At 37.0% G+C, this 19,722-nt stretch carries 15 protein-coding genes; 5 read left to right on the top strand and 10 right to left on the bottom strand.

Features of this window, described 5'->3' with window-relative positions; translation table 11 throughout:
* Window positions 1–74: 74 nt before the first annotated feature.
* The 3 genes from PSH50_RS12305 to PSH50_RS12295 all read right to left on the bottom strand — a co-directional run bounded on the left by PSH50_RS12305 (window position 75) and on the right by PSH50_RS12295 (window position 9,078).
* Window positions 75–1,493: a TrbC family F-type conjugative pilus assembly protein gene (locus PSH50_RS12305; protein ID WP_273609678.1), complete on the bottom strand. Its 1,419-nt coding sequence runs from the start codon at window positions 1,491–1,493 to the stop codon at window positions 75–77.
* Window positions 1,480–1,983 (bottom strand): S26 family signal peptidase, encoded by a 504-nt coding sequence (locus tag PSH50_RS12300; protein ID WP_273587572.1) that lies wholly within the window; start codon window positions 1,981–1,983, stop codon window positions 1,480–1,482. The genes PSH50_RS12305 and PSH50_RS12300 overlap by 14 nt, the downstream gene beginning before the upstream one ends.
* 168 nt (window positions 1,984–2,151) lie before the next feature.
* Window positions 2,152–9,078, bottom strand: coding sequence for an Ig-like domain-containing protein (locus PSH50_RS12295; protein WP_273609676.1), 6,927 nt, complete (start codon window positions 9,076–9,078; stop codon window positions 2,152–2,154).
* Window positions 9,079–9,285: 207 nt separating this feature from the next.
* Here PSH50_RS12295 and PSH50_RS12290 point away from each other — a divergent pair, with 207 nt between their 5' ends.
* Window positions 9,286–10,056 (top strand): hypothetical protein, encoded by a 771-nt coding sequence (locus tag PSH50_RS12290; RefSeq protein WP_273609675.1) that lies wholly within the window; start codon window positions 9,286–9,288, stop codon window positions 10,054–10,056.
* Between the two features lie 117 nt (window positions 10,057–10,173).
* Here the strand turns inward: PSH50_RS12290 and PSH50_RS12285 are convergent, their stop codons facing one another.
* Window positions 10,174–12,114: a helicase-related protein gene (locus PSH50_RS12285; protein WP_273609674.1), complete on the bottom strand. Its 1,941-nt coding sequence runs from the start codon at window positions 12,112–12,114 to the stop codon at window positions 10,174–10,176.
* 41 nt (window positions 12,115–12,155) lie between these two features.
* A complete protein-coding gene (locus tag PSH50_RS12280; protein ID WP_273587568.1) occupies window positions 12,156–12,446 on the bottom strand; it encodes a hypothetical protein in 291 nt (96 codons plus the stop codon).
* Between the two features lie 150 nt (window positions 12,447–12,596).
* On the opposite strand from PSH50_RS12280, the gene PSH50_RS12275 reads away from it, so the two are divergent.
* Both PSH50_RS12275 and PSH50_RS12270 read left to right on the top strand, forming a co-directional pair.
* On the top strand, window positions 12,597–13,124 hold the full coding sequence (locus PSH50_RS12275; RefSeq protein ID WP_273587567.1) for a hypothetical protein: 528 nt from the start codon (window positions 12,597–12,599) through the stop codon (window positions 13,122–13,124).
* Window positions 13,121–13,546: a hypothetical protein gene (locus tag PSH50_RS12270; protein WP_273587566.1), complete on the top strand. Its 426-nt coding sequence runs from the start codon at window positions 13,121–13,123 to the stop codon at window positions 13,544–13,546. The genes PSH50_RS12275 and PSH50_RS12270 overlap by 4 nt, the downstream gene beginning before the upstream one ends.
* Window positions 13,547–13,553: 7 nt before the next feature.
* Here PSH50_RS12270 and PSH50_RS12265 read toward each other — a convergent pair whose 3' ends face one another.
* From PSH50_RS12265 to PSH50_RS12250, 4 genes are all read right to left on the bottom strand, one after another.
* Window positions 13,554–14,150: a hypothetical protein gene (locus PSH50_RS12265; RefSeq protein ID WP_273609673.1), complete on the bottom strand. Its 597-nt coding sequence runs from the start codon at window positions 14,148–14,150 to the stop codon at window positions 13,554–13,556.
* A gap of 29 nt (window positions 14,151–14,179) precedes the next feature.
* Window positions 14,180–14,812 carry a hypothetical protein gene (locus PSH50_RS12260; RefSeq protein ID WP_273587564.1) on the bottom strand — a complete coding sequence of 211 codons (633 nt, stop codon included), beginning with the start codon at window positions 14,810–14,812 and terminating at the stop codon, window positions 14,180–14,182.
* A 468-nt stretch (window positions 14,813–15,280) separates the two neighbouring features.
* Window positions 15,281–15,490 (bottom strand): hypothetical protein, encoded by a 210-nt coding sequence (locus tag PSH50_RS12255; protein ID WP_273587563.1) that lies wholly within the window; start codon window positions 15,488–15,490, stop codon window positions 15,281–15,283.
* A complete protein-coding gene (locus tag PSH50_RS12250) occupies window positions 15,471–16,148 on the bottom strand; it encodes a hypothetical protein (protein ID WP_273587562.1) in 678 nt (225 codons plus the stop codon). The genes PSH50_RS12255 and PSH50_RS12250 overlap by 20 nt, the downstream gene beginning before the upstream one ends.
* Before the next feature lie 167 nt (window positions 16,149–16,315).
* Between PSH50_RS12250 and PSH50_RS12245 the strand changes: the two genes are divergently transcribed.
* Both PSH50_RS12245 and PSH50_RS12240 read left to right on the top strand, forming a co-directional pair.
* Window positions 16,316–17,002 carry a ribonuclease HI family protein gene (locus tag PSH50_RS12245; protein ID WP_273587561.1) on the top strand — a complete coding sequence of 229 codons (687 nt, stop codon included), beginning with the start codon at window positions 16,316–16,318 and terminating at the stop codon, window positions 17,000–17,002.
* A 68-nt stretch (window positions 17,003–17,070) separates the two neighbouring features.
* Window positions 17,071–18,705 (top strand): DUF4942 domain-containing protein, encoded by a 1,635-nt coding sequence (locus PSH50_RS12240; RefSeq protein WP_273609672.1) that lies wholly within the window; start codon window positions 17,071–17,073, stop codon window positions 18,703–18,705.
* A 520-nt stretch (window positions 18,706–19,225) separates the two neighbouring features.
* On the opposite strand, the gene PSH50_RS12235 is transcribed toward PSH50_RS12240, so the two are convergent.
* Window positions 19,226–19,681: a hypothetical protein gene (locus tag PSH50_RS12235; RefSeq protein WP_273587559.1), complete on the bottom strand. Its 456-nt coding sequence runs from the start codon at window positions 19,679–19,681 to the stop codon at window positions 19,226–19,228.
* Between the last annotated feature and the right edge of the window lie 41 nt (window positions 19,682–19,722).

Below are 19,722 nucleotides of genomic sequence, written 5' to 3'. Positions count from 1 at the left end.
CTTTGCAATATCTGGGTACGTATAAGTTACCCATATGCCAACGGCAACGAAAAATAGGGCTGGTATTATCTTCATTATTTTTCCTCATTAATATTGAATTGCGTTACGTGTAGCATTGATTTTTGTAAATCAGTTTTCACTATTGCTGGTAATGCCGATAGTTGGAATCGAGATGCTAACTCTTTAGGCATTAGGAATATTTTTTGCTTAAACTGGTTTTGAAGAGCTCCAATATGTTTCCAACCTTTCAGTTTGTTAACTTCCGATGTGATTAACATTAATTGTCCAACTGTGTTCATTTCATTTAACTTTCTTGATACCCATTCAACTTGTTTTATGTCTGTGGCATTAAAAATTAATGTTGTAAATCCGGCGCTATGGCCTTTTAGCGGGTTCATAACAGCACCCTGCTTTGCTATAAGCTCACCTCGCGGTGTAGTTACATCTTTATACGCGGTTATTGTTGGATCTATTAACCACTCTTCAGTGCTGGTGGCTCTAGGTAAAGGAGTATAAGTTTGACGTGACCAAAAACTATCTACTGTGCGCTTACGCTGTGCTTTCCAGTCATAATTAGCCATACGCTCTTTCATTTCTTCGATAATGCTTTTTTCTATGACTTGACTTACTGGTCCAGATACACCGTAATTAACACTCTCACTTTGATTTTTATATTCATTCTGCAACCAGTCAAAACTTGTAACACCTGATGCAACAATATACTTATCAAGCTCTCTATAAAGTATGGTAGGCACCGAATTCACATCATATTTTTTGAATGCCGTTGGGTTGAAGCGAACAATTGGCGGCTCTTCTATACCTGCGACCATATTTCGTAATAGAAGCATGGTGTCATTTATCATCTTATGACCAGGGTATAGCCCATTTATGTAAACCTCTGCACCTTCATCTTTAGCTAAATAAATTAAGTCCTTTATCGTTTTCGCATCCATTGAAAAGCTAATAAATATTGCCTTTTCATTTGCTTCATTTTGGCGTGACTGTGGCCTTTCAGAGTTAGCATTAAAATGACTTGCTTGTTCCTTACTTAATCCGGCATGTTCATGTAATGCTCGCTCTAGTGAACTCATAGATTGCTCACTCAATAACTGAGCTGATTGCCTATATTTTTCAACGTGTTTATTAACAGTTTTTTCTTCAAAAGGGTCTAACCATCCTTTCGCTTTCATTTCTTCAGCTTTAGCTTTTATATTATCTATTGATACTTTCATTTGCTTACGTTGCGCGGGCGTTAGTTCTTGCATAGCTTTCATACTGCTATCAGGCAGAGCAAAATCACCCTTATTTTGTGCTGCTTGTCGGAATTTTTCCTTCATGCTTTCTGGTATTTCAAAAGGTGAATTATTCAAATCTATTGAGTCGATCACATTCTTAGCTTCTAGCTTTGCTTGGGTAGCCTGTTGCTCAGGTGATTGGGCGTGTGCACCACATGAAAGTGCCATGAAAAGAGTCAGTAATTTAGAAAATCGCATAAGCTGTACCTTTTATTTGTTCTATCTTTAGAGGCCCCCAAAATCGGCCGTCAAAACTGTTAGTGGTCTCGCCAATCATGAATACTTCATCATCTTTAAGTTGGATATTTTTCGTATAATCTTCAATTTCACCTATGCTGTTGCCCGATAAGTTTAACGTGGTAATAATGTGGCGCAGCGAAAGTGGAAATTCAGTTACCTCATCTACAACAACTCTATTCTCTTCAATCGATACTTTGCTATTTGGCATGGCTGCTACTTTCTTTATCCAGCGCAGTCCAGTAGGATAAAACTGATTTTCAACATTCATTTCAAAATAAGCTAGGTCACCTTGATCAATATCTGTATCCCACTTATCAATCAAAAAAAAAGAAGCATGTAGGCATGCGCTTTGCCCTGGTGGATACGCCAATGTATAGCGACTCGAAAAATAGATAAAATATAATAGGAATGAAGTAGCAACGATTATTGCCGGCATATGCTTTTTCATTTTTTCTCAACCTTGTAAATTTTCACTATTATCGAACATGAAAAGTTAAAGGTTAAAAAATAGAGAGTATGAATAATGCCTCTGTAATTGCTCATTAAAGAATTTTTTTTAAAATCATAAAAAAACCCCATTTAATTTTCATTAAATGGGGTTTTGTTATTTATCTAATTACCAACTAAATGATCCTTTTGTTCTACCACCAGCATCATCGATGGCCTCATAAGTTATATTCATAGTTGGATACTCCGACAATCTAAGCTGCGTTGAAGCCGCACCACGACCAACATACTCACCATTAAACCACCAGTCAAAACCGATTACATAACCGTCTTCATCTTTACAATTTGCTGTAATGAGAATGGTTCCAGAGCGCTCTAATTGATCACTTGTACATTGTGGTAATGAATTAGCATTAACAGTATAGTTCTCTACTACCTCAGTTACTTGGCCATACTGACTTGTTGCAACAGATTTAATTTCATAATCCCCCGGCTCTTCAATTTCAAAGCGGAACATCGGGCTACGCGGCTGCAAAGTCTCCTGCTCAACACCGTTAATGTACCATTTATAATCAATTATATAATCTCGTGGGTGGCCACCAGTTATTTGAGCCCTAGAAACTAGTCCTAATGGCGCTCTACTATAACGATTAGATGGAAAGTATATAAATTTACCTAGGGCTTCATCTGGCTCTAACACATCTATGTATTTACTTAATATGCGACTTGCTCCACGGCTATCCGTTACCTTCGCTTGTAACTCATGAACGCCAGCTTTCTTAACTAATAATTCACTATATATTCTAGTTGGTGATTTCGCTTCAATACTGTCATTTTTCAGCCACTCATATTCATAAGTAATGCCTGGCATAAACGTGCGCTTAACTTCGATCATCCCTGTAATTGTTGCTGGTGCAACTAAGATATTGCTGCGGACGGCAATGTTCATTTCAGGAAATTCATATTTCCACGTTTCTAAGTTACGCTGCGTTTCTCTAAATGTTTGCTCTTTATAACCTTTTACCCAGGCTCTAAGTGAAAAGTTTAACCTTCCTTGTGGATCAAGGTCGCTTTCTTGAGGCGTATACTCAAACATAACCTCATCGCTAGTCTGCCCATTAGGCTTTACCCACTCATATACTATCGGTAAATCAACTCCTCCATTAAGGTTTAAAACTTGCGCTTCGACCTTAATTGGTACTCCTAACTCAACAAGGTGCGTCGCTTTTATTTGTGCCATTACCGTTCTGGGGCCTACTGGTCTGACATAGAACCTTGCTACAGCCCATGCATCATCGCCCCCTCCAGCTGTAGAAGAGTGATATTTGAAACGACCCAAAATTACTTCTTGCTCACTCGTAGCAACCAACGTTTGTTGTGGTGAACCATCAACCCATGTAGCACCATTATCGCGTGACCATTGGGCGATACCATCGTAATCGGTTAGCTCATTTATATAATCAACCATTTTCAAATTCATATCTTGCCCGTCATAAACTTGAGTTGGCCCATTAATAACTAAGCTCGCTTTATCATAACCACTGATTTTAAGTGCTTCCGTTGTCGTAGACTCATTTGTATTTTTATTAGTTACTTTTGTTTTAACATAGTAATCACCAGCTTCACTCATCAAAAATGGGATAGCACTTCGTCCTGCGTACTCTTCCATGACTTCCCACGTTTTATTGTCCTTAGATTTAAGCCAAACTGACTCGTTACCAGCAACCATATCCTCAATAGTGTTATAGTCATAACGTATCAAAGTAGTGAACGGTACTTTTCCACGAACTTTGTTACTAGCTAGTTTTCCACTGACACCTGTACCTAGCACAATACGCATGAATATAGGAGTAGATGTTAACTTTTGAGTGTATTCTGAGTGTGGCGACTTAACTTGCGCAACAGCATAAAAGCCTGAGCTTTTTCTAAATATATCTTCAATACTTAAATTGAAAATAACTTGTCCATTTGCGTCATTTTTCTTTATATCAGAAATGCGCTGCTCTACGCCCTTATTATCTTTATAGGCTAGATAAACATCCCATTCAGCCATCGTGTCTTTATCATAATCACTTAATTTTTCTTGCCAATTCCATGGCCCTATATGTGCTGTTACTTTAACCTCGTCGGTGCTTAATATGACATCGTTACTTTCCATGGTTAAATTTAAAGCGACTCTTCGTGACGGTAATACGATTACTTCACCATAAGTGCCCGCTTTTCTATCTGGTGATAAGCTATATGAAGCCTCTATATTCAAAGGGTATCTTTCAAACACTTTACGCTTAGAAGCATCATCATCACGAATAACACCTAATAATTCGTATATAGCTTTATGACTTCGCTGTGCCATAAACTCACTATTAGAGTATTCACCACGAGTTACGTTTATATTTACTTCACCCGCCACGTTTTCAAGTGTATATCTAGCAAGCACTGGGTTCTCTGGTATAACTCCGTATACAGTTTCATCTAACTTTATGATTGGTGACATATCAAAAGTCATTGTTTGCGCCGGTTTAACATCCCAAGCAAACGTTTCATTGCTTACTTTAACTTCTTGACCATCTGGGTTTACAACATAAGCACTATATTCAATTTCATTATCTGACCGTTGATGTATAGAGCCTGTTACTTTAAGAGCCCACCCTTGCCAAACGGTGCTCATACCATCAGGTAAGTTGTCAATTTTAACGTAGCAACCTTTACGCGCTTCACGGGTAATTACTCGTGCCATTTCTTGTGAGCCAACATAGTTACAAAGATACCTGCTTTGTGAAATATACGCCGTACCGCGCTGAACATGTTGGTATAGCTCAGTTATGCCTGTGCTTGATTTGATGTTAAAGAATGACGGTGCATAAGTTAGCGTTTGCTCAAATGTACCAATGTTACCGGCGGTATCTCTCGCCTTAATAATTAAAGGGTATTCTTGTCCGGGTGTTAATGTTTCAAATTCACCTGCAAAAAATTTTACGTTTTTTCTAGGCTCAGCAGGATCATCGACTAAAGTCATTTTTTCGCCGCCGAGTGTGGCTTCAATAATTGTATTATTGCTATCCCAACCCGGATTCGTTACTGCGCCGAAATCCGATGCAAAATAGAGTCCGTCAACAATTCGTGCTCTATCACGTAAGTAGCTTAATTGTATTTGAGGCGCGGTTCTTTGCATGATGAAAGTGTCGTGTTTATAGTCTTGACCATTTTCATATTCATCTCGCAAATCAACGTCGAATGTAAAAGCACCATCTGGTAAAGATTGAAAGTTATAACGGTAGACTATGTAGTGACCGTACACTTCAACTTTGTCAGTAAGAATACGATTTTCATCATCTATATTAATTTTATCGTGGGCAAAGAAAAAGTGGTTGCCGTCAATAAGCACAGTTTGCTCAAACGTGATGGTTTCATCAGAAGATATATTAAGATTAGGGTTTCTTAATTTCCAAGTTTCATCTTCCGTTAGGTTTGTAAACGGGCTATATAAAATTAAGGCTGCTTCGTCCTCATTTAATTTTATTTCATGGCCATCGACTTCCTCAGTTATAACTGAATTGTCTTTTGTATTATTAATTAGTACGTTTACCAATTTTGGAGGTGTGTAATCCCAATCAAGTTTATGCTTAAAACTTACATCATTCTTTGCAAGGAAATACGGGATACTCGAATCTATCAATGTATCTATTGGTAGCATACCTGTAATTTGGGTATCCTGATTTCCTAATGGCCCTATATCCACGGCTATACGACACTCATGGATACCCTTTGGAATGGTGCACGATAGACCGTTTAAGCTAACTACCTGAACGTAATCTCGTGGTGCTACTTCAAACTGGATGTTTTTTACTTTAGCGTTACTATCTCTAAGTAAGTGCTCCACGCCTTTAGTTTGACGCCCATTACTATAGCTTAAGGTCGTACCAATTAATTCAGGTTTTTCAGGAATAACCACATTACTATCTACCGTGCCAGAGGAAATCAATAAACTTTGATCACCATCATGGAATATAGATAAATTCCACGAAACAGTGTTGTTACCTACAACGTTAGCGTAACCTTTTGCAGCGACACTCGTGCCTATTTTTTGCACGCCATCAGGTAATGCAGTCCACTCAAGATAGCATTTGGTCTCACCATTATTAACGCTTTTATCAAAAGCATATTCCATTGCGATCCCTCTATCTCCAGTGATAGAGCAACCAGAAAAGGTATCGAATTCTGCTGAAAACTCCACCATTTCAATTTTGTGCAGTATTTTTGAAATGTCCTCACTTAAATGAGATTTAATTTGTCCTTCTGGGCTTTTAGGTTTGATTAGGTATTCATATTCACCCAGAGTGTATTTACTTGTGCCTGAGTAGGCAGAAATAAGCACACTCATATTTTCATATGCAAGAGAGTCCATATAACCACTAAAGGCTACAGCGTTATTCTGCGTAGATAGCTTTTTATTCACTGCATTTATTGAGTAAGTAACTAGACAGATTGGTGTATCGAACGCATTACTTGCTTTTGCAATATTTATATCGTGCGTTAATGTTTTACAATACTGATTGCTTGATGCTAATTTTACCTCCGAGGTCATAGCCTCGATGATAGCAAAAGGTTCAGTGTTGACTGTTCTATCTGTTTTAAGCTCTTTAAAGTCATAGCCGAAAACCAAAACTGGTGTATTTGGAGCCGTGGAGCCAATCAACAAACTGCCAGTGGTCTCGATTGTTGTATCACTTGGATAAAAGTCTAAATTGTATTTAGCGTTATTGGAATTAAAGTTATAACTTTCAGTTATAGTTTTTGTATCACCCGGATTTAATACTACTCCCTGCACAACGACGCTCCCTACAGCATCGCTCCTTAAAGTAGCAAATACTGGATAAGTACCACTTATTGTTTCGCCTTTAACCTTTAATACATCCGATAAAATTGTCCTATCACCATTGGCACGACGTACACTTTCTTTAATGTTTGGCAGCGTTAGCAGTGAGTTATTACCCGACAATTGAACTCGGGGCGGATCGTAAAAAAAGGTTTTAGTTGCTGTCGCTGAATTACCTTGTTTATCTGTAGCAGTCACTTTAAGTGTATAATTACCACTTTGCGTTTCAGAAGGGAAAAGAACTGGATAAAGCAACCCATACTTATTGGTGCCTATAGATTGACTTGTAAGATAAACATCCTCGCTAGCTGGGCCATCCACTAGCTGTATATCTGTTAATGTTATCTCAGAATGTGCATCATATGCTGTTATTACTACTTGATCTAAGCTTGAAATGCTTGGTGAGTTATTTTCAAACTCAATTTGAATGACAGGCGCTGATTTATCAGAGGTAAACGCCGTAGCGAACTCTTTAGTTAAAGGTCCATGTCTTTCTTTTGCGGCAACAACTACATCGTGTGAGCCTTCAGGTAGGTTTTTCAATTCCCACTGGTATACATAATTACCCCCATTTGAACTTATTCTTTTTATAGGTACGTCAAATACAGAACCCGTCTTATCTTCAATCCATACTTTACTTAACGTGAGCCTACCAAAATAGCTGCCCTCCCCTTTTTGGTAAATTTCAGCAGTTAGTTTTGACGAACTTTCATCATAATTTGTAGTAATCTCAGGGTAGTACGCATCATTCCATTCTACTTCTGCCCACCGTCTTTGTGCGTAAAGTGTTTTTTCAGCGTTATATATATTAATCTCATTATGAATATATCCTGTAGTTCCTTTTTTTAATTCTAGTGGCACTGAAAATGTAATAATACAAGATGTTCCACCTGTGGGAACTGTACATTTGTATCCTTTAAACTCTACAATTTGTTCAAACGTCCTAGGGGAGACATTTACTTTTAATTTAGGAATCGAGAGAGGAAGGCGATCGTTATAGATATAATATTTCCTCCAAGTATCCCAGCCAATATCAGAATAATAGAATTGTGCATCAGCAGCAAATTCTGGTGTCTCAGGAACGCCTGGAGCCAATACCAAATTATACTGTATGCTCCCTCCACCCCATGCACCGAAATTTGACCATTTAACGTCATTTTGATTAAATGAATTTATAGGAGATGTGAAAGTGATGTATGCATATTTGTCATCGGAATATATAAGGCCGGCGCCACCAAAACGGCTAGATATTTTTAGGCCAGCTTCATTAAACGAATGCCAATTATTCTTATCAAGGCGATAAATTATCTTGATTGGATTCGTCTTAACACCCATACCAGCAACATAAGGCACATAACCTGAAGCACCCGGTACTATGCTTGTCTTAGAATCAGGGTCGTAAACTGCATACGGTTCTGATGGAGCGCCAACATAGTTATCATAATAAACTGGCTGAGAAACAGTTCTAATATTTCCTGCTAAATCATATATATCAACTTTGATATTAAACAGCTCATCCAAGTTAGAGACAGGAAAAAGGTTATTATAACCATATTGAATTGCTTTAGTTGTTACGTTATATCCGAGTGATACTGATTTATATTCACTGCCATCTTGTCTAAGAGTCCGAATAGCGATTTCTTTTACGCCAATATCATCTTCAATATCATCTAAAAAAATATCATTGTCTGAGCTACCTGCGGTACCAATTTTCCAAACAGCCGATGTAGTATCATTTGAATAGCCATGAGAATTTGATCTCAATTTAGCGCTACTGGTTGGAGCTACCGTGTCTATGATAATGTCTCTATTAAAAGTTTCTACAACTATGTTTTCTTTAGTTAAAATTTCTTGAACGACGGTGTACTTCCCATCACTTGGACTAGGTAAAGTAACGATGCCGCCATAATAACTTTTGTCACCTACATTAAACCTATCAGACGCGCTAATAATGCCAGTTTCGTTTGAAGATACAGTTTGACCGGAACTATTTAGTAATTTTATTTTTATTTTTCTATCAAGCCCAGCGGATGAATACACCGACAACGAATTTCTAACACTTAAATATTCTGTCGAGCTAGGTGTAGGTATGGTCATATTTGTCCCATTCTGAGAATGAGAAAAGGAGTATTGAACTATATCCGCTTTAGCGTATGTGGCTCCCATTAAAGCACACATGCCAAATAACATCCTACTTAGTAACTTTTTATCTGATTTCATGAGTTTTCCTAAAATCCCCAAATTTAAACCCAGTTTAATAAAGTGAATGGATGCATAAAAATTTTACAGCACCCTAAATGAGCACCTGTAATCTTTGAGTTTTGTTCTGGAACCTTGTAAAACGTGTACTCATAATCAAGTCAGTAGCGCGATATTAGAAAATTGATATAAATGTTCACAAGATAAGTGACACTTTTGGAGTGAGTAATGCAACCAGATCCTTTTAACCAAGCGCCAAGAACACATTCATTTGATAATAATCAAAGTAGACAGCAACAAGCATATGAAGGTAATTATCATCAACCTAACAGCTATGGGAACAATGGTAACAACCCAGCACAACGACCGCGCCCTCGCCCGCAGCATCAAGGATCAGTTAATCACTACCCAGTTTCACAGGTTGAAAATACCCAATCTCAAAATGAAGCACAGAGCCGTAATCATAATGAGGACAATGAGCGTGATTACACCATGTTTCCTGTTTACTCAAAGAGAGCTGCCTTACAATTTAAGTTAAGTGAGACAAGAAAAAGCCAAGGTAGAAACTTTAGTTTTGACACTATAATGATTGAAGGTGCTAACCGTATTAATCCCAATGACCCTAAAGATAAGCGCTATAATTGGAATGATAAGCTCAGTGTACAAGTTATGCTCACTGAATTACCTATCGTAATAGCCGTATTTCTTGGTATTGCTCCCTCATGCCAATTTATGAACCATGGTCAGAATAAAGATAAAGGCTTTAATTTTGAGCGACAAAATGATGGCTTGTTTGCAAGTGTATTTCACAAAGGTGGCTCAATGGCTGTTAAGTTGGATTGGCCAACAACATTAAACATTGGTCATTTTATGTTAGCGCAGTACACCGCTAACTTTGAAGGCTTAGGATCAGATGTTATTTTAAGAAATATTAATCGCATGTGTCAGGATATGAATAACTGTAATAGCTTTCCAATGAAAAAAAACACCAGACAATAAGTAGGCCATTTCTAGGCATTTTTATAACCGCATCTTTTTTAAAAAGCTTGCGGTTTTCTTTTGTTTTAATAAATATTTTAAGCTCTATCACCAACGTTTATCTCAATGAGGGCTATTTTAACTGGCCATTACTTGCGGTTGTTCAATCTCTTTTTTCATGAAGGCTTCTAAATACTGTATAGCCGCAGTTAGCCTATCTAAATCAATACTAATATTCTTAATCAACGAGTCAGTTGTTCCATGCTGCTTATTACCTGTTCGTAATAACTCACCCGCTCCACGTAGTTCAAGATCTTTTTCTGAAATATAAAATCCATCACAGCTTTGAGTAAGTACGTTCAACCTTTGCTCTGTTGTTTCTGATGGCTTATTTGGTAAAAACAAGTCAAACTTACCCCAGTTAATGCCGGAAGGAGGTGCTGTACGCGCTAAGCGCCCTCTAATCTGATGTAAAGTAGTCAGGCCAAACCTTTCTGCGCCATAAACAATACAATGGCGTAAGTCGGGTATAGTTAAGCCAACTTGGATTTTCGATGTTGAAATCAAAATTGGTATGTGAGTTTTAAATTCATTCAACACTGTTTCACATTCTTTTTCGTCAAGAGCTGAATGATAGACGCGTACAAGCCCAGGGAAATATGAATTCAGACTGTTAGCCAGTGATTCAGCATCAATCATTTTATTTGATTTTCCATCACCATCGCGCTTTGGGCATACAATGAGTACTTTGCTACCGAAAGAAAGAGTCTCTTTTATTGAATGCATAAGTTCAGAGCCTTGTTCTTTATGCACTACGCGCGTATATATTTCTTTCGGTAAATGCTGCTGTTTAAGAAAAAATACATTTTCAGAGCTGTACTTTGCTAGCGCCATAGATCTAGGTATTGGTGTTGCTGATGCCTCAAGATAATGCGTTGATTTAATTAATCGGCGTTGTTTTACTGATAGTTGCTGTTGCTCATCAATTATTAATAACTCCACATTATCAAATTGCATATGGAGCAGGGCGGTAGTACCAAATATTAAACGCGCTGATGCGCTAAAACTGTTCTTATCTGCGCATACCAATGCGCTTTGAACTTCTGGTATCATCGCAGTTACTTCTTTCCTTAGTTGCTCGCATAAAGACACGTTTGGGGCAAGAAAGATAACTTTACTATTGCTCTGTGAAAGTAAAACCTGTCGGGCAGCCATAGCCAATATAACTGTTTTTCCTGTTCCAACATCACCAATAAGCAAGCCATCTAGAGCATTCCCGCCATTAGCAAGGCGGTCATTAATTTTATTGCATACATAAAATTGCTCACCGGTGAGAGTGAAGGGAACGTATTTGGCCAGTAATTCATTATTTATTTTGGATGAGGCTTTTGCTGCTGATACTGGCGACACTATTCGCTCTTTTAAAATTGCCCCTGCCATTAAAGCTGAGCTAAGGCGTTTAAGCATCTCAAGCGACCTATAAAACTCATTAACTTGGCTAGGCTTGTGGCAACTTTTAAACAAATTGGCAATAGACGTACAGCCCGCAAAACCAAGTTTTTCTAGTATGCTTATGTATATTGGCCCAAATATCCGCTCTAACTCTTTATGGATTAATTCAGTGTCTTTTTCAATTTCACTATTTAAATCCAAAGTAAGCATTGCATCATTTACGTCAGCTTTTTTGAGCTTGCCTTTAACGCCACTATATATCGGTACAAGCTTGCCTGCTTTATTTTCGTCTACAATTGAAGCTTTATTGATTTTTAGTAAGCCATTTTCTAGCTCAATTATTCCCTTTATATACTGTGGTTGATTATCTTCAGTAATTCTATCGTTTATATCGCCAAACAAGACAAAGGTAGCAAACGTTAATGTGTCCTTTATTTCATAACTGCTAAATCTTACGTTTCGCCTAGTTGTATGTGTGCCTTTCCTAGTGACTGTTCCATATACAATTATTTCATGGCCAACACATGCTTTTAGGTTCATTAAGTTATCTACTACTTCAGTGTTATCTTCCAAAGATGTAGGTAAATACAGGGCAGGGTGCTTCGTAAATATATCTATATTTGTCATGTAAACTTCTCCTTGCGGTAATTAAACCACATACGCAAAATCTAGCTACAGTTCTGTAATGCATCCTGTGCTCTATTAAACCAATATTGGCATAAAGGGCTTTGTTGAATACTTGAGATTTTAAAAGACGAAGCATGCTTTGGATTTTCAGCTTTAATAGCCTGGTATAAATTCATGCATAGAATTGATAGGGGCGTGTCTTCATGCAAAATTGGTTTGCTATAACAGCTCTTTTGCACCGATTCAGCCAACTGGAGTTCCATACCAATAAACTCTTCAAACACCATATCGCCAGAGATTAGTTGTTTAAGTATATTTTTGCTTTTATCCATATTTATTAATTATTTGAAGGTCGGTAATTCGATATTACAAGGGATTTAACACCAAACAAAAAATTACAGCATGTATATTCCCATGCTCTAAATTTTGATGCTGAATTTTAGGGGGGTTAATATATATTTTTTGAAAAGATGAATGCTGTAATGTTAAAGAAACTTATTTTTACATCCATATTATGTATATCAATGTCAGGCTGTGACTCACTACTTACTGATGAAGAACAGAAGGCGACAAAATTACAATTTGTAGATATACGTGAACAAGATTTCAAAAAGATAACGGGGCACTGGGTACATAACCCGGCAAAGTGTGACAAAAAATTAAAAATCTATGGTCTACTCGAATACACCTTTTCTGAAAATGGCCTATCCGTTGGTGGGGCTCAATCACCAATGACCGGTACGCTCACATCTAAACGTGTAAGCCCTGAAATTAAGGAGTCATTTTCTAATATGACTAACTGTGACGGGGTTAACATTCAGTTAGATAAACACGCTAAGCACCTGCAATTTAAGAGTAAAAACTATGCTTTATCATTTATCGTTAATGGGGCTAGTGTCTGGGCTTTGAAAGATAACGATGAGCCTATCTTATTAGAGCGTTTTGAAAACGTAAAATTTAAGGATTTAGAGATTATAGAGCCTACAGAAAAGGAAATGCAGACCTTATGAACGTATATATAGATAGCGCTATAAAAACTATTAACTCCCCATTATATAGAGTCTTGTGTGAAAAAATAATAAGAAAGCCCCAGCATTCAAATAGCGAAGTGCTGGCCATAAAGAAAATGTTACTAAACAACTATTTCACTTCAACAACAAACCCTTTCGACAACATAGAGCTTAGTGAGGCCGACTATGCGGCAGGGATTATATTGTGGGTAGGTTTTGCTGCGCATCCAAATCCGAAAATCTTAGAGCAACTAAGTTTGACCTATCTGCGGGCGGATGAATATTTGAATACTTTGACAATTAAAATGGTGAACTCTTTAGATCAGAACACGTTAAAAAAGGAATATTCTGGTGTTTGGAAACAATTTGTATATGACTTGGATAAAGCAATCAATTTGCAAGTTAGGAAGAGTGAAGGGTGATTTGAGCTTATCTTTTCCTACATGATAATAGGGTGACAACCAATAGGGCGGTTGCCTGGTACAGTGTTAAGAGGAATAAATGCGGAATAACTAATTCTACATAATAGGAGATTTCATGAGAAGCAATGTAATTTTTTTGGGCGGGGAGTGGGAAGATATAATAAACGCACAAACCGACAGCTACCGTGATAAATAACCCCCTTAGTGAGATCTGAATGTCTTGCCAAGAAGGGAGCATGCTCTGCATTAAGATTACAGAAGCAAATGTGATGAGAACCTGCTCCTTAAAACCTGCCTCAGAAGTCAGTGTGCGCTCAAACATAACGAACAGTACAAGAGCACCTAGAAACATAGGTGCTAACCCTACCAGCATATTTGATAATGCTCCTACAAGTCCCTTGCGTGGTATAAACTGAACAAAACCCATTTGTTTTGGGTCTTTAAAATTCGGAAAATATTGAGCTTTTGTAACCTTCAAAAACAAGGCTCTACAAGCAATGTAATGCCCCAGCTCATGTAAAGGTACGCCAAGAGTAAAAATTAGCTTTAGTAACCATGAAGACGAAGCAGATCTTACTTTCAATCTCAGGGCAAAATTAACCAATAAAAGAATGCTGAGTAAGAGTAGGGGGCTCAGAGGTCACCACAGATATTAATAATTCTTTGTTTTAGCATGTCATCTTGACAGAATGTTAAAAGAAAAAATGCTCCAAAGTAGTTTAAAAGTTCATCAATATTGCTCAGATTTAAAGTTCCTCTATCCATATACTCTATAGCTTCGGTTGTTAGTTGAACTCTATCATTATAACTGGCGGCATAAATTGAAAACCTACCATTCATCAACGGATTAATACTCAGGTTATCAATTTCATTTTCGTTGCAATATATTGTTGATAGTAGCGTTAACAGCCAATCCAGTTCTAGGTCAAACCATCTTTCAATTTCTATTTGAGTGATTAACTCTACTGTACAAGATGGATTTTCATTAGGCCTAGAACCAGTCTTGCATAACCTTTTTTCTAAAATCAAAACCAGCTGTTCTAATATAGTTTCTCTGATTGAAAGCGTTATATATACTCCTTCATCAATTAGTCGTATAGCGCTACCTGGTCTGGTTTCTAGCCATGTTTCAAGCCACTGTTGGTTACATGCTTTAGTTTTATCGAAATTAAACTCGGATAACTTATCTTTAAAAGCTATGTATAGCGAAGAGGTGTTGGGATTTTTAAGTTCTCTTAGTAACTTTTGTAAAACGACTGTGTTCATATTATTTTAGTATCCATAATTATAATTTTTATAAAACTATCCGTAGTCTTAATTATTTATTTCATTTTAAATAACCGTGAATTTTAAGCTTGTTTCAAGTAAAACAAAAAAAAGAAAATAAAATTCCTGATAAAATCAAACGGTTAAACAGAGACCTTAAAGATAGTAAGCTTTTAAAAATATTGAGGCAATTTAAAAAAATTCTCTCTAATACGGCAGTTTAAGATAGCTTTTGTTGTATTTTTTAAATCTATTATAGCTTATATTTTTAGAATGTTGGAATGGATATTACTGACTAGGTTTGGTTGCACGTTACATCAAAGTTATTAAAAGCATTATAATTGCAATATCGTGAAATTAAGCCGCTGGTTTATTATGAAATTATCGCGACCAAGTAAGACGATTTTAAATCAATGACTTACACCTCATTTGTCCGATACTAAGCAGTATCGGACTTAAGCAGTTGATTTATAGACCTTTTTGCGCAGAGATCTTTATAGCCTCATGACGAAGAGATAAAATTGAACGCAAAATATCTACATCGTTTAAAGCGTCCAATATATCTCTATTAGAGCTTTCTTTAATTTGATGCTTTAACCAATAGCTCGCAGCTGGGTCACTTATGATTTGCTCCTCTATGAATTTAACATCTTCTAAGTTAGTTATTATATTTGCCATTACCATAATCCTTATTTACCAAATGTTTAGTGAGTGCATGAAGTTCTTTAAAAAAATTGCTTTTGTCTAAGCCATCAAACTTTACTACGTGACGGCCGTTAATGATTATCCTTGGAACCGTAGATAGCATTCCACGCGAAGCCATTAGTCTTTGATTTGTCTGAGTGAATTTGGCAACCTCTTCTGTTTTGGGTTTTATATATAGCCCCCAAACGTCCACTTCAAATTTTTTATCTACGGCCTTAACTAATTTCTCAATCAGGGAGGGGGTGATTGTTGCTTTTTCTTTGTGAATAGCTACAAAGATTAAATCAACTAATGAATTGCCTATTTCATCGTATAGCTCATCATTTACGGCCATTGCTTTAGAAAGTGCAGTAAAACCTTTTGGGGTGGTCTTTCTGATCATATTTACACTCACCCTTCTCTTGATAACCCCCTTTGGAACGGAGCGATAAATTTCATCTTGGAATGTATTTAGGTTTTCACAAGCTGGACAAAAGAAACTTAAGTATTCTATAAATGTTGGCTTGCTAGTTAGCTTAGAAGAAGGATAAGTATCGTAATGAACGCCCTCTTTAAACTCTGTGGCATAAGCAAAATTAATAATGGACGTCGCAAATAATAAAATAAGTATCTTCATGATTGATCTAGGCATTACTTTAATCCTCTTCGAAATTGAATGACTAAGTGCTATTTTTAACTATCATTGGCTACAGCTCAAAAGTTAGAGATACCTAAAACCACCTCTCTAACAACTAAATCTCTAATCAATAGTCAAAAAAGCTAGTAGTGCTATCCTCCAGTTCAATCTAGGGGGAGCTTATGTATAAATTATTCTTCGATGGCGCATGTAATCCAAATCCTGGTCCTACTGGGTGCGGAGCTGTAATATTTGATAGTCAAAATAACGTTGTGGCTGAATTGTCTATATTTAATGGGCAAGGTACTAACAACCAAGCAGAATATAACGCACTAATTTACGCTCTTGAAAAAGCTCATGAGCTTGGTGTAACTCAAGTCAAGGTGTATGGCGATTCTAAATTAGTCATTAATCAGCTAAATGGTGTGTGGAATTGTAATGATAACGCCCTACGCCTTCTTCAAAAACGAGCCATGAAATTGTGCTATGAATTCGAAGTTATAAATTTAAGTTGGATTAAACGAGCCGACAATTCATATGCGGATAAGTTAAGCCAGCAAGCTTTGGAGAATAAGACAGCCACCAGCTCAAATTGTAAAAGCGAAGTAGCTGCATCACTTTCTGAAAGTTCTTCCATGGCCGAAGATAGTTACACAGCCGACAACGTGATAACGATTGATAAACCAACTTCACTTAAAATAGATTTAATTAAGTATTTTAAAGGGGTGGGCTTTGCAATTATTCAAGATAAACGCTTATATTCAATCAATTTAAGCCCCCTTTCTTGTTCGTGCGGTAAATTAAAATGTGAGCATATCGATGCTGCCATCGAATACTCCAAAAATAGTATTGTGCATCAAGCTGGGTAATTTCAAACAGTAGCGTGATTGTTCAATTGTTTTATTGTGTTTAAGAAATTAAACACAAGGGCACGAAAATGGGCATAGCTAAATTAATTAAAGAAGTAAGAGAATATGGTGATTTTGAGTTTTATCCGACATTAGAGTCAGACATTGCACTAATAAAAAATCATATTGATAGCCTAAGATTTGATATGGCCTATTCGATTTTAGATATTGGTGTCGGGGACGGTCGAGTGCTTAACGCTTTAGCTCATAAACACGGTGAAAAGTATGCCATGGAGAAGTCTCTACCTCTTATAAGGGCTTTACCTGCAGACATTATGATTGTAGGAACTGATTTCATGGCCCAAACACTTGTCGATATCGACTGCAATATTATCTTCAATAACCCCCCTTTTAGCCAGTATGCTGAATTTGCATGTAAAATTATTGCAGAATCTTTAGCCCCGGATGTGTATCTAATTCTGCCTTCACGTTGGAAAAACAATGCATCTATAAGTGAGGCTTTAGAGCGCAGAAATGCAACTTATACTATCCTAGGCAGCTCAGATTATAGCGCTGCAGATAGAGCTGCTAGATGCACGGTAGATGTTATACACATCAGTTTATCTCAATATCGCTCTTACGCTCGTGGTCGAGCTACAGTTGATGTAGACCCTTTTGCTACATGGTTCGCTGATAACTTTAATATAGATGCGATTGGAAGTGCTGCCCGTAAGGCTGCATCTCTTAAAACAAAGGTTAAAGAAGAAAACTTTGAAATTGTTGCTGGTGGTGATCTTATAAGTACATTAGTAAATCACTATGATGCCAGTCTGGAAAAGTTGATAGAAACTTATAAGGGTTTAGAGCGAGTTGATGGCTGTATTTTAGATGAACTAAACGTATCCATTGATTCTATATATGCTGCAATTAAACTTCGCATTAAATCTTTAAAAAACAAATATTGGAAAGAGCTATTTAGTCGGTTTAGCCCAATAACAGATAAGCTATGCTCTGCAACACGCGAAGACATGCAGACGTTACTAATGAAAAATGTTAACGTCGATTTCACGCGAGAAAATGCTTATGCAATCGCTGAGTGGGCAATTAAAAACGTAAATAAATATATAGACTCCCAGCTAATCTCTGTTTACGAAAGTTTAATTGGTGAGTGCAATATTACTTTGTACAAGTCTAATCAACGCACGTTCAGTAAGTCTGAATGGCAATATAATAGGAAGCCTTCAGGTTTAGATAGGTTTGCGCTTGATTACCGTATAGTTACAAGTTCCTACTCAAATTTCGGTGGTTATTCATTCGAAAGAGTAAACGGTTTTTCTAAGTCATCGGCATCTAAAATAGATGACCTAATTACAATAGCTCATAACTTAGGTTTTGATACCGCTGGTATGGAGCGTTCAAGTACAGTTGAAGAATGGCAACCAGGGAAATTAAGAACATTCCACTACTATGATCATACTGCTGACAAGAAAGTGGTATTGTTCACAGCTAGGCCCTATCTAAACGGAAACATTCACTTCAAGTTTAATCAGGCTTATATTGCTAGGCTAAATGTGGAGTTCGGCCGGTTAAAGGGATGGATTAGCACACCCGCAGAAGCTAAAGATGAAATATCAGGAGTTGATTTAGACTGCGCTAAACAAGCCTTTCGAAGTAACTATAAAGTCAATAATAATGCCATGAAGCTTTTGAGCAGCATTAATTAACTGTAAATCTGTCTCGCTAGGGCTACTTTTTGTTAGCCCTTTTTTTATGTGTCAAAAAAATACAAGGCTATAATTAAGCTGCCTGACTAGACCAAATCGTTCAACGTTGAACGGTAGAGTCAAATCGTTGTGATGCCGTATTTAGACAAAATCGTTCAACGTTGAACGGCAGAGTCAAACCTTTGTGATGCCCAACTTAGACCAAATCGTTCAACGTTGAACGGTAGAGTTAATTCTTGGTGATGCTCAACTTAGACAAAATCGTTCAACGTTGAACGGCAGAGTCAAATCGTTGTGATGCCCAACTTAGACAAAATCGTTCAACGTTGAACAGCTGGGCTTAAATTTTTAGGTGGGTAAACTTAACCAAATCGTTCAACGTTGAACGGCAGAGATTAACTTTTAGGTGGGTAAACTTATCAAAATCGTTCAACGTTGAACGGCTGAGTTAAGATAAATGCTGATGGTAATCAGCATTATGTATTTAACGAATCAAATGCATTAGTAAATGTTTTTTCAATTATGCTACTTTTTGGCTTGTATATGGCTTGCTTAAAAGTGATCCCCAAGTAGTTGAAGCTATTTCGTGTACATGTGGAACTATATTGTCATTGCATTCTGTAAATGATAATGATGGTTCTTCTTCTGAAACATCGTTATCAATAAACTTTCGGCGTCTTGTTCTGACTGATGCCGAACACAAATTGCAACCGAACTGCTTATTGTACCTGCGAGTGAGCTCATCCATTGTGCAATTTAAATTGGCAGAGAAAAACCTCTTTAATTCTTCTTTGCAAATTTCAGGTGATTTTGGCCGTTTAATTTTATACCTAGTTAAAGTGTTTTTTATTCCGTTTTCAGATCTAAATGTTTTAAAAGTTACATTAAAAAGATTAGTTAGCTCTGACAAGCTATAATTATTAATATTAGAGCTTAAGAATTCTATTTGCTCATCTGAATATTTGATATTAGCCATAAAATATACCTTTCATTCTGTGTATAGACCTCTAATTTAAA

The organism is Pseudoalteromonas sp. Angola-7, from assembly GCF_028599255.1.
In the GTDB taxonomy this organism is placed as follows: Bacteria; Pseudomonadota; Gammaproteobacteria; order Enterobacterales; family Alteromonadaceae; genus Pseudoalteromonas; species Pseudoalteromonas atlantica.
Note: the sequence above shows the minus strand (reverse complement) of the source record. Positions and strands in the feature narration are given on the sequence as shown.

Excerpts from the sequence above, each read along its gene's own strand:
- PSH50_RS12305 (WP_273609678.1), bottom strand. The coding sequence starts at position 1,493 with ATGCGATTTTCTAAATTACTGACTCTTTTCATGGCACTTTCATGTGGT.
- PSH50_RS12300 (WP_273587572.1), bottom strand. The coding sequence starts at position 1,983 with ATGAAAAAGCATATGCCGGCAATAATCGTTGCTACTTCATTCCTATTA.
- PSH50_RS12295 (WP_273609676.1), bottom strand. The coding sequence starts at position 9,078 with ATGAAATCAGATAAAAAGTTACTAAGTAGGATGTTATTTGGCATGTGT.
- PSH50_RS12290 (WP_273609675.1), top strand. The coding sequence starts at position 9,286 with ATGCAACCAGATCCTTTTAACCAAGCGCCAAGAACACATTCATTTGAT.
- PSH50_RS12285 (WP_273609674.1), bottom strand. The coding sequence starts at position 12,114 with ATGACAAATATAGATATATTTACGAAGCACCCTGCCCTGTATTTACCT.
- PSH50_RS12280 (WP_273587568.1), bottom strand. The coding sequence starts at position 12,446 with ATGGATAAAAGCAAAAATATACTTAAACAACTAATCTCTGGCGATATG.
- PSH50_RS12275 (WP_273587567.1), top strand. The coding sequence starts at position 12,597 with ATGTTAAAGAAACTTATTTTTACATCCATATTATGTATATCAATGTCA.
- PSH50_RS12270 (WP_273587566.1), top strand. The coding sequence starts at position 13,121 with ATGAACGTATATATAGATAGCGCTATAAAAACTATTAACTCCCCATTA.
- PSH50_RS12260 (WP_273587564.1), bottom strand. The coding sequence starts at position 14,812 with ATGAACACAGTCGTTTTACAAAAGTTACTAAGAGAACTTAAAAATCCC.
- PSH50_RS12255 (WP_273587563.1), bottom strand. The coding sequence starts at position 15,490 with ATGGCAAATATAATAACTAACTTAGAAGATGTTAAATTCATAGAGGAG.
- PSH50_RS12250 (WP_273587562.1), bottom strand. The coding sequence starts at position 16,148 with ATGCCTAGATCAATCATGAAGATACTTATTTTATTATTTGCGACGTCC.
- PSH50_RS12245 (WP_273587561.1), top strand. The coding sequence starts at position 16,316 with ATGTATAAATTATTCTTCGATGGCGCATGTAATCCAAATCCTGGTCCT.
- PSH50_RS12240 (WP_273609672.1), top strand. The coding sequence starts at position 17,071 with ATGGGCATAGCTAAATTAATTAAAGAAGTAAGAGAATATGGTGATTTT.
- PSH50_RS12235 (WP_273587559.1), bottom strand. The coding sequence starts at position 19,681 with ATGGCTAATATCAAATATTCAGATGAGCAAATAGAATTCTTAAGCTCT.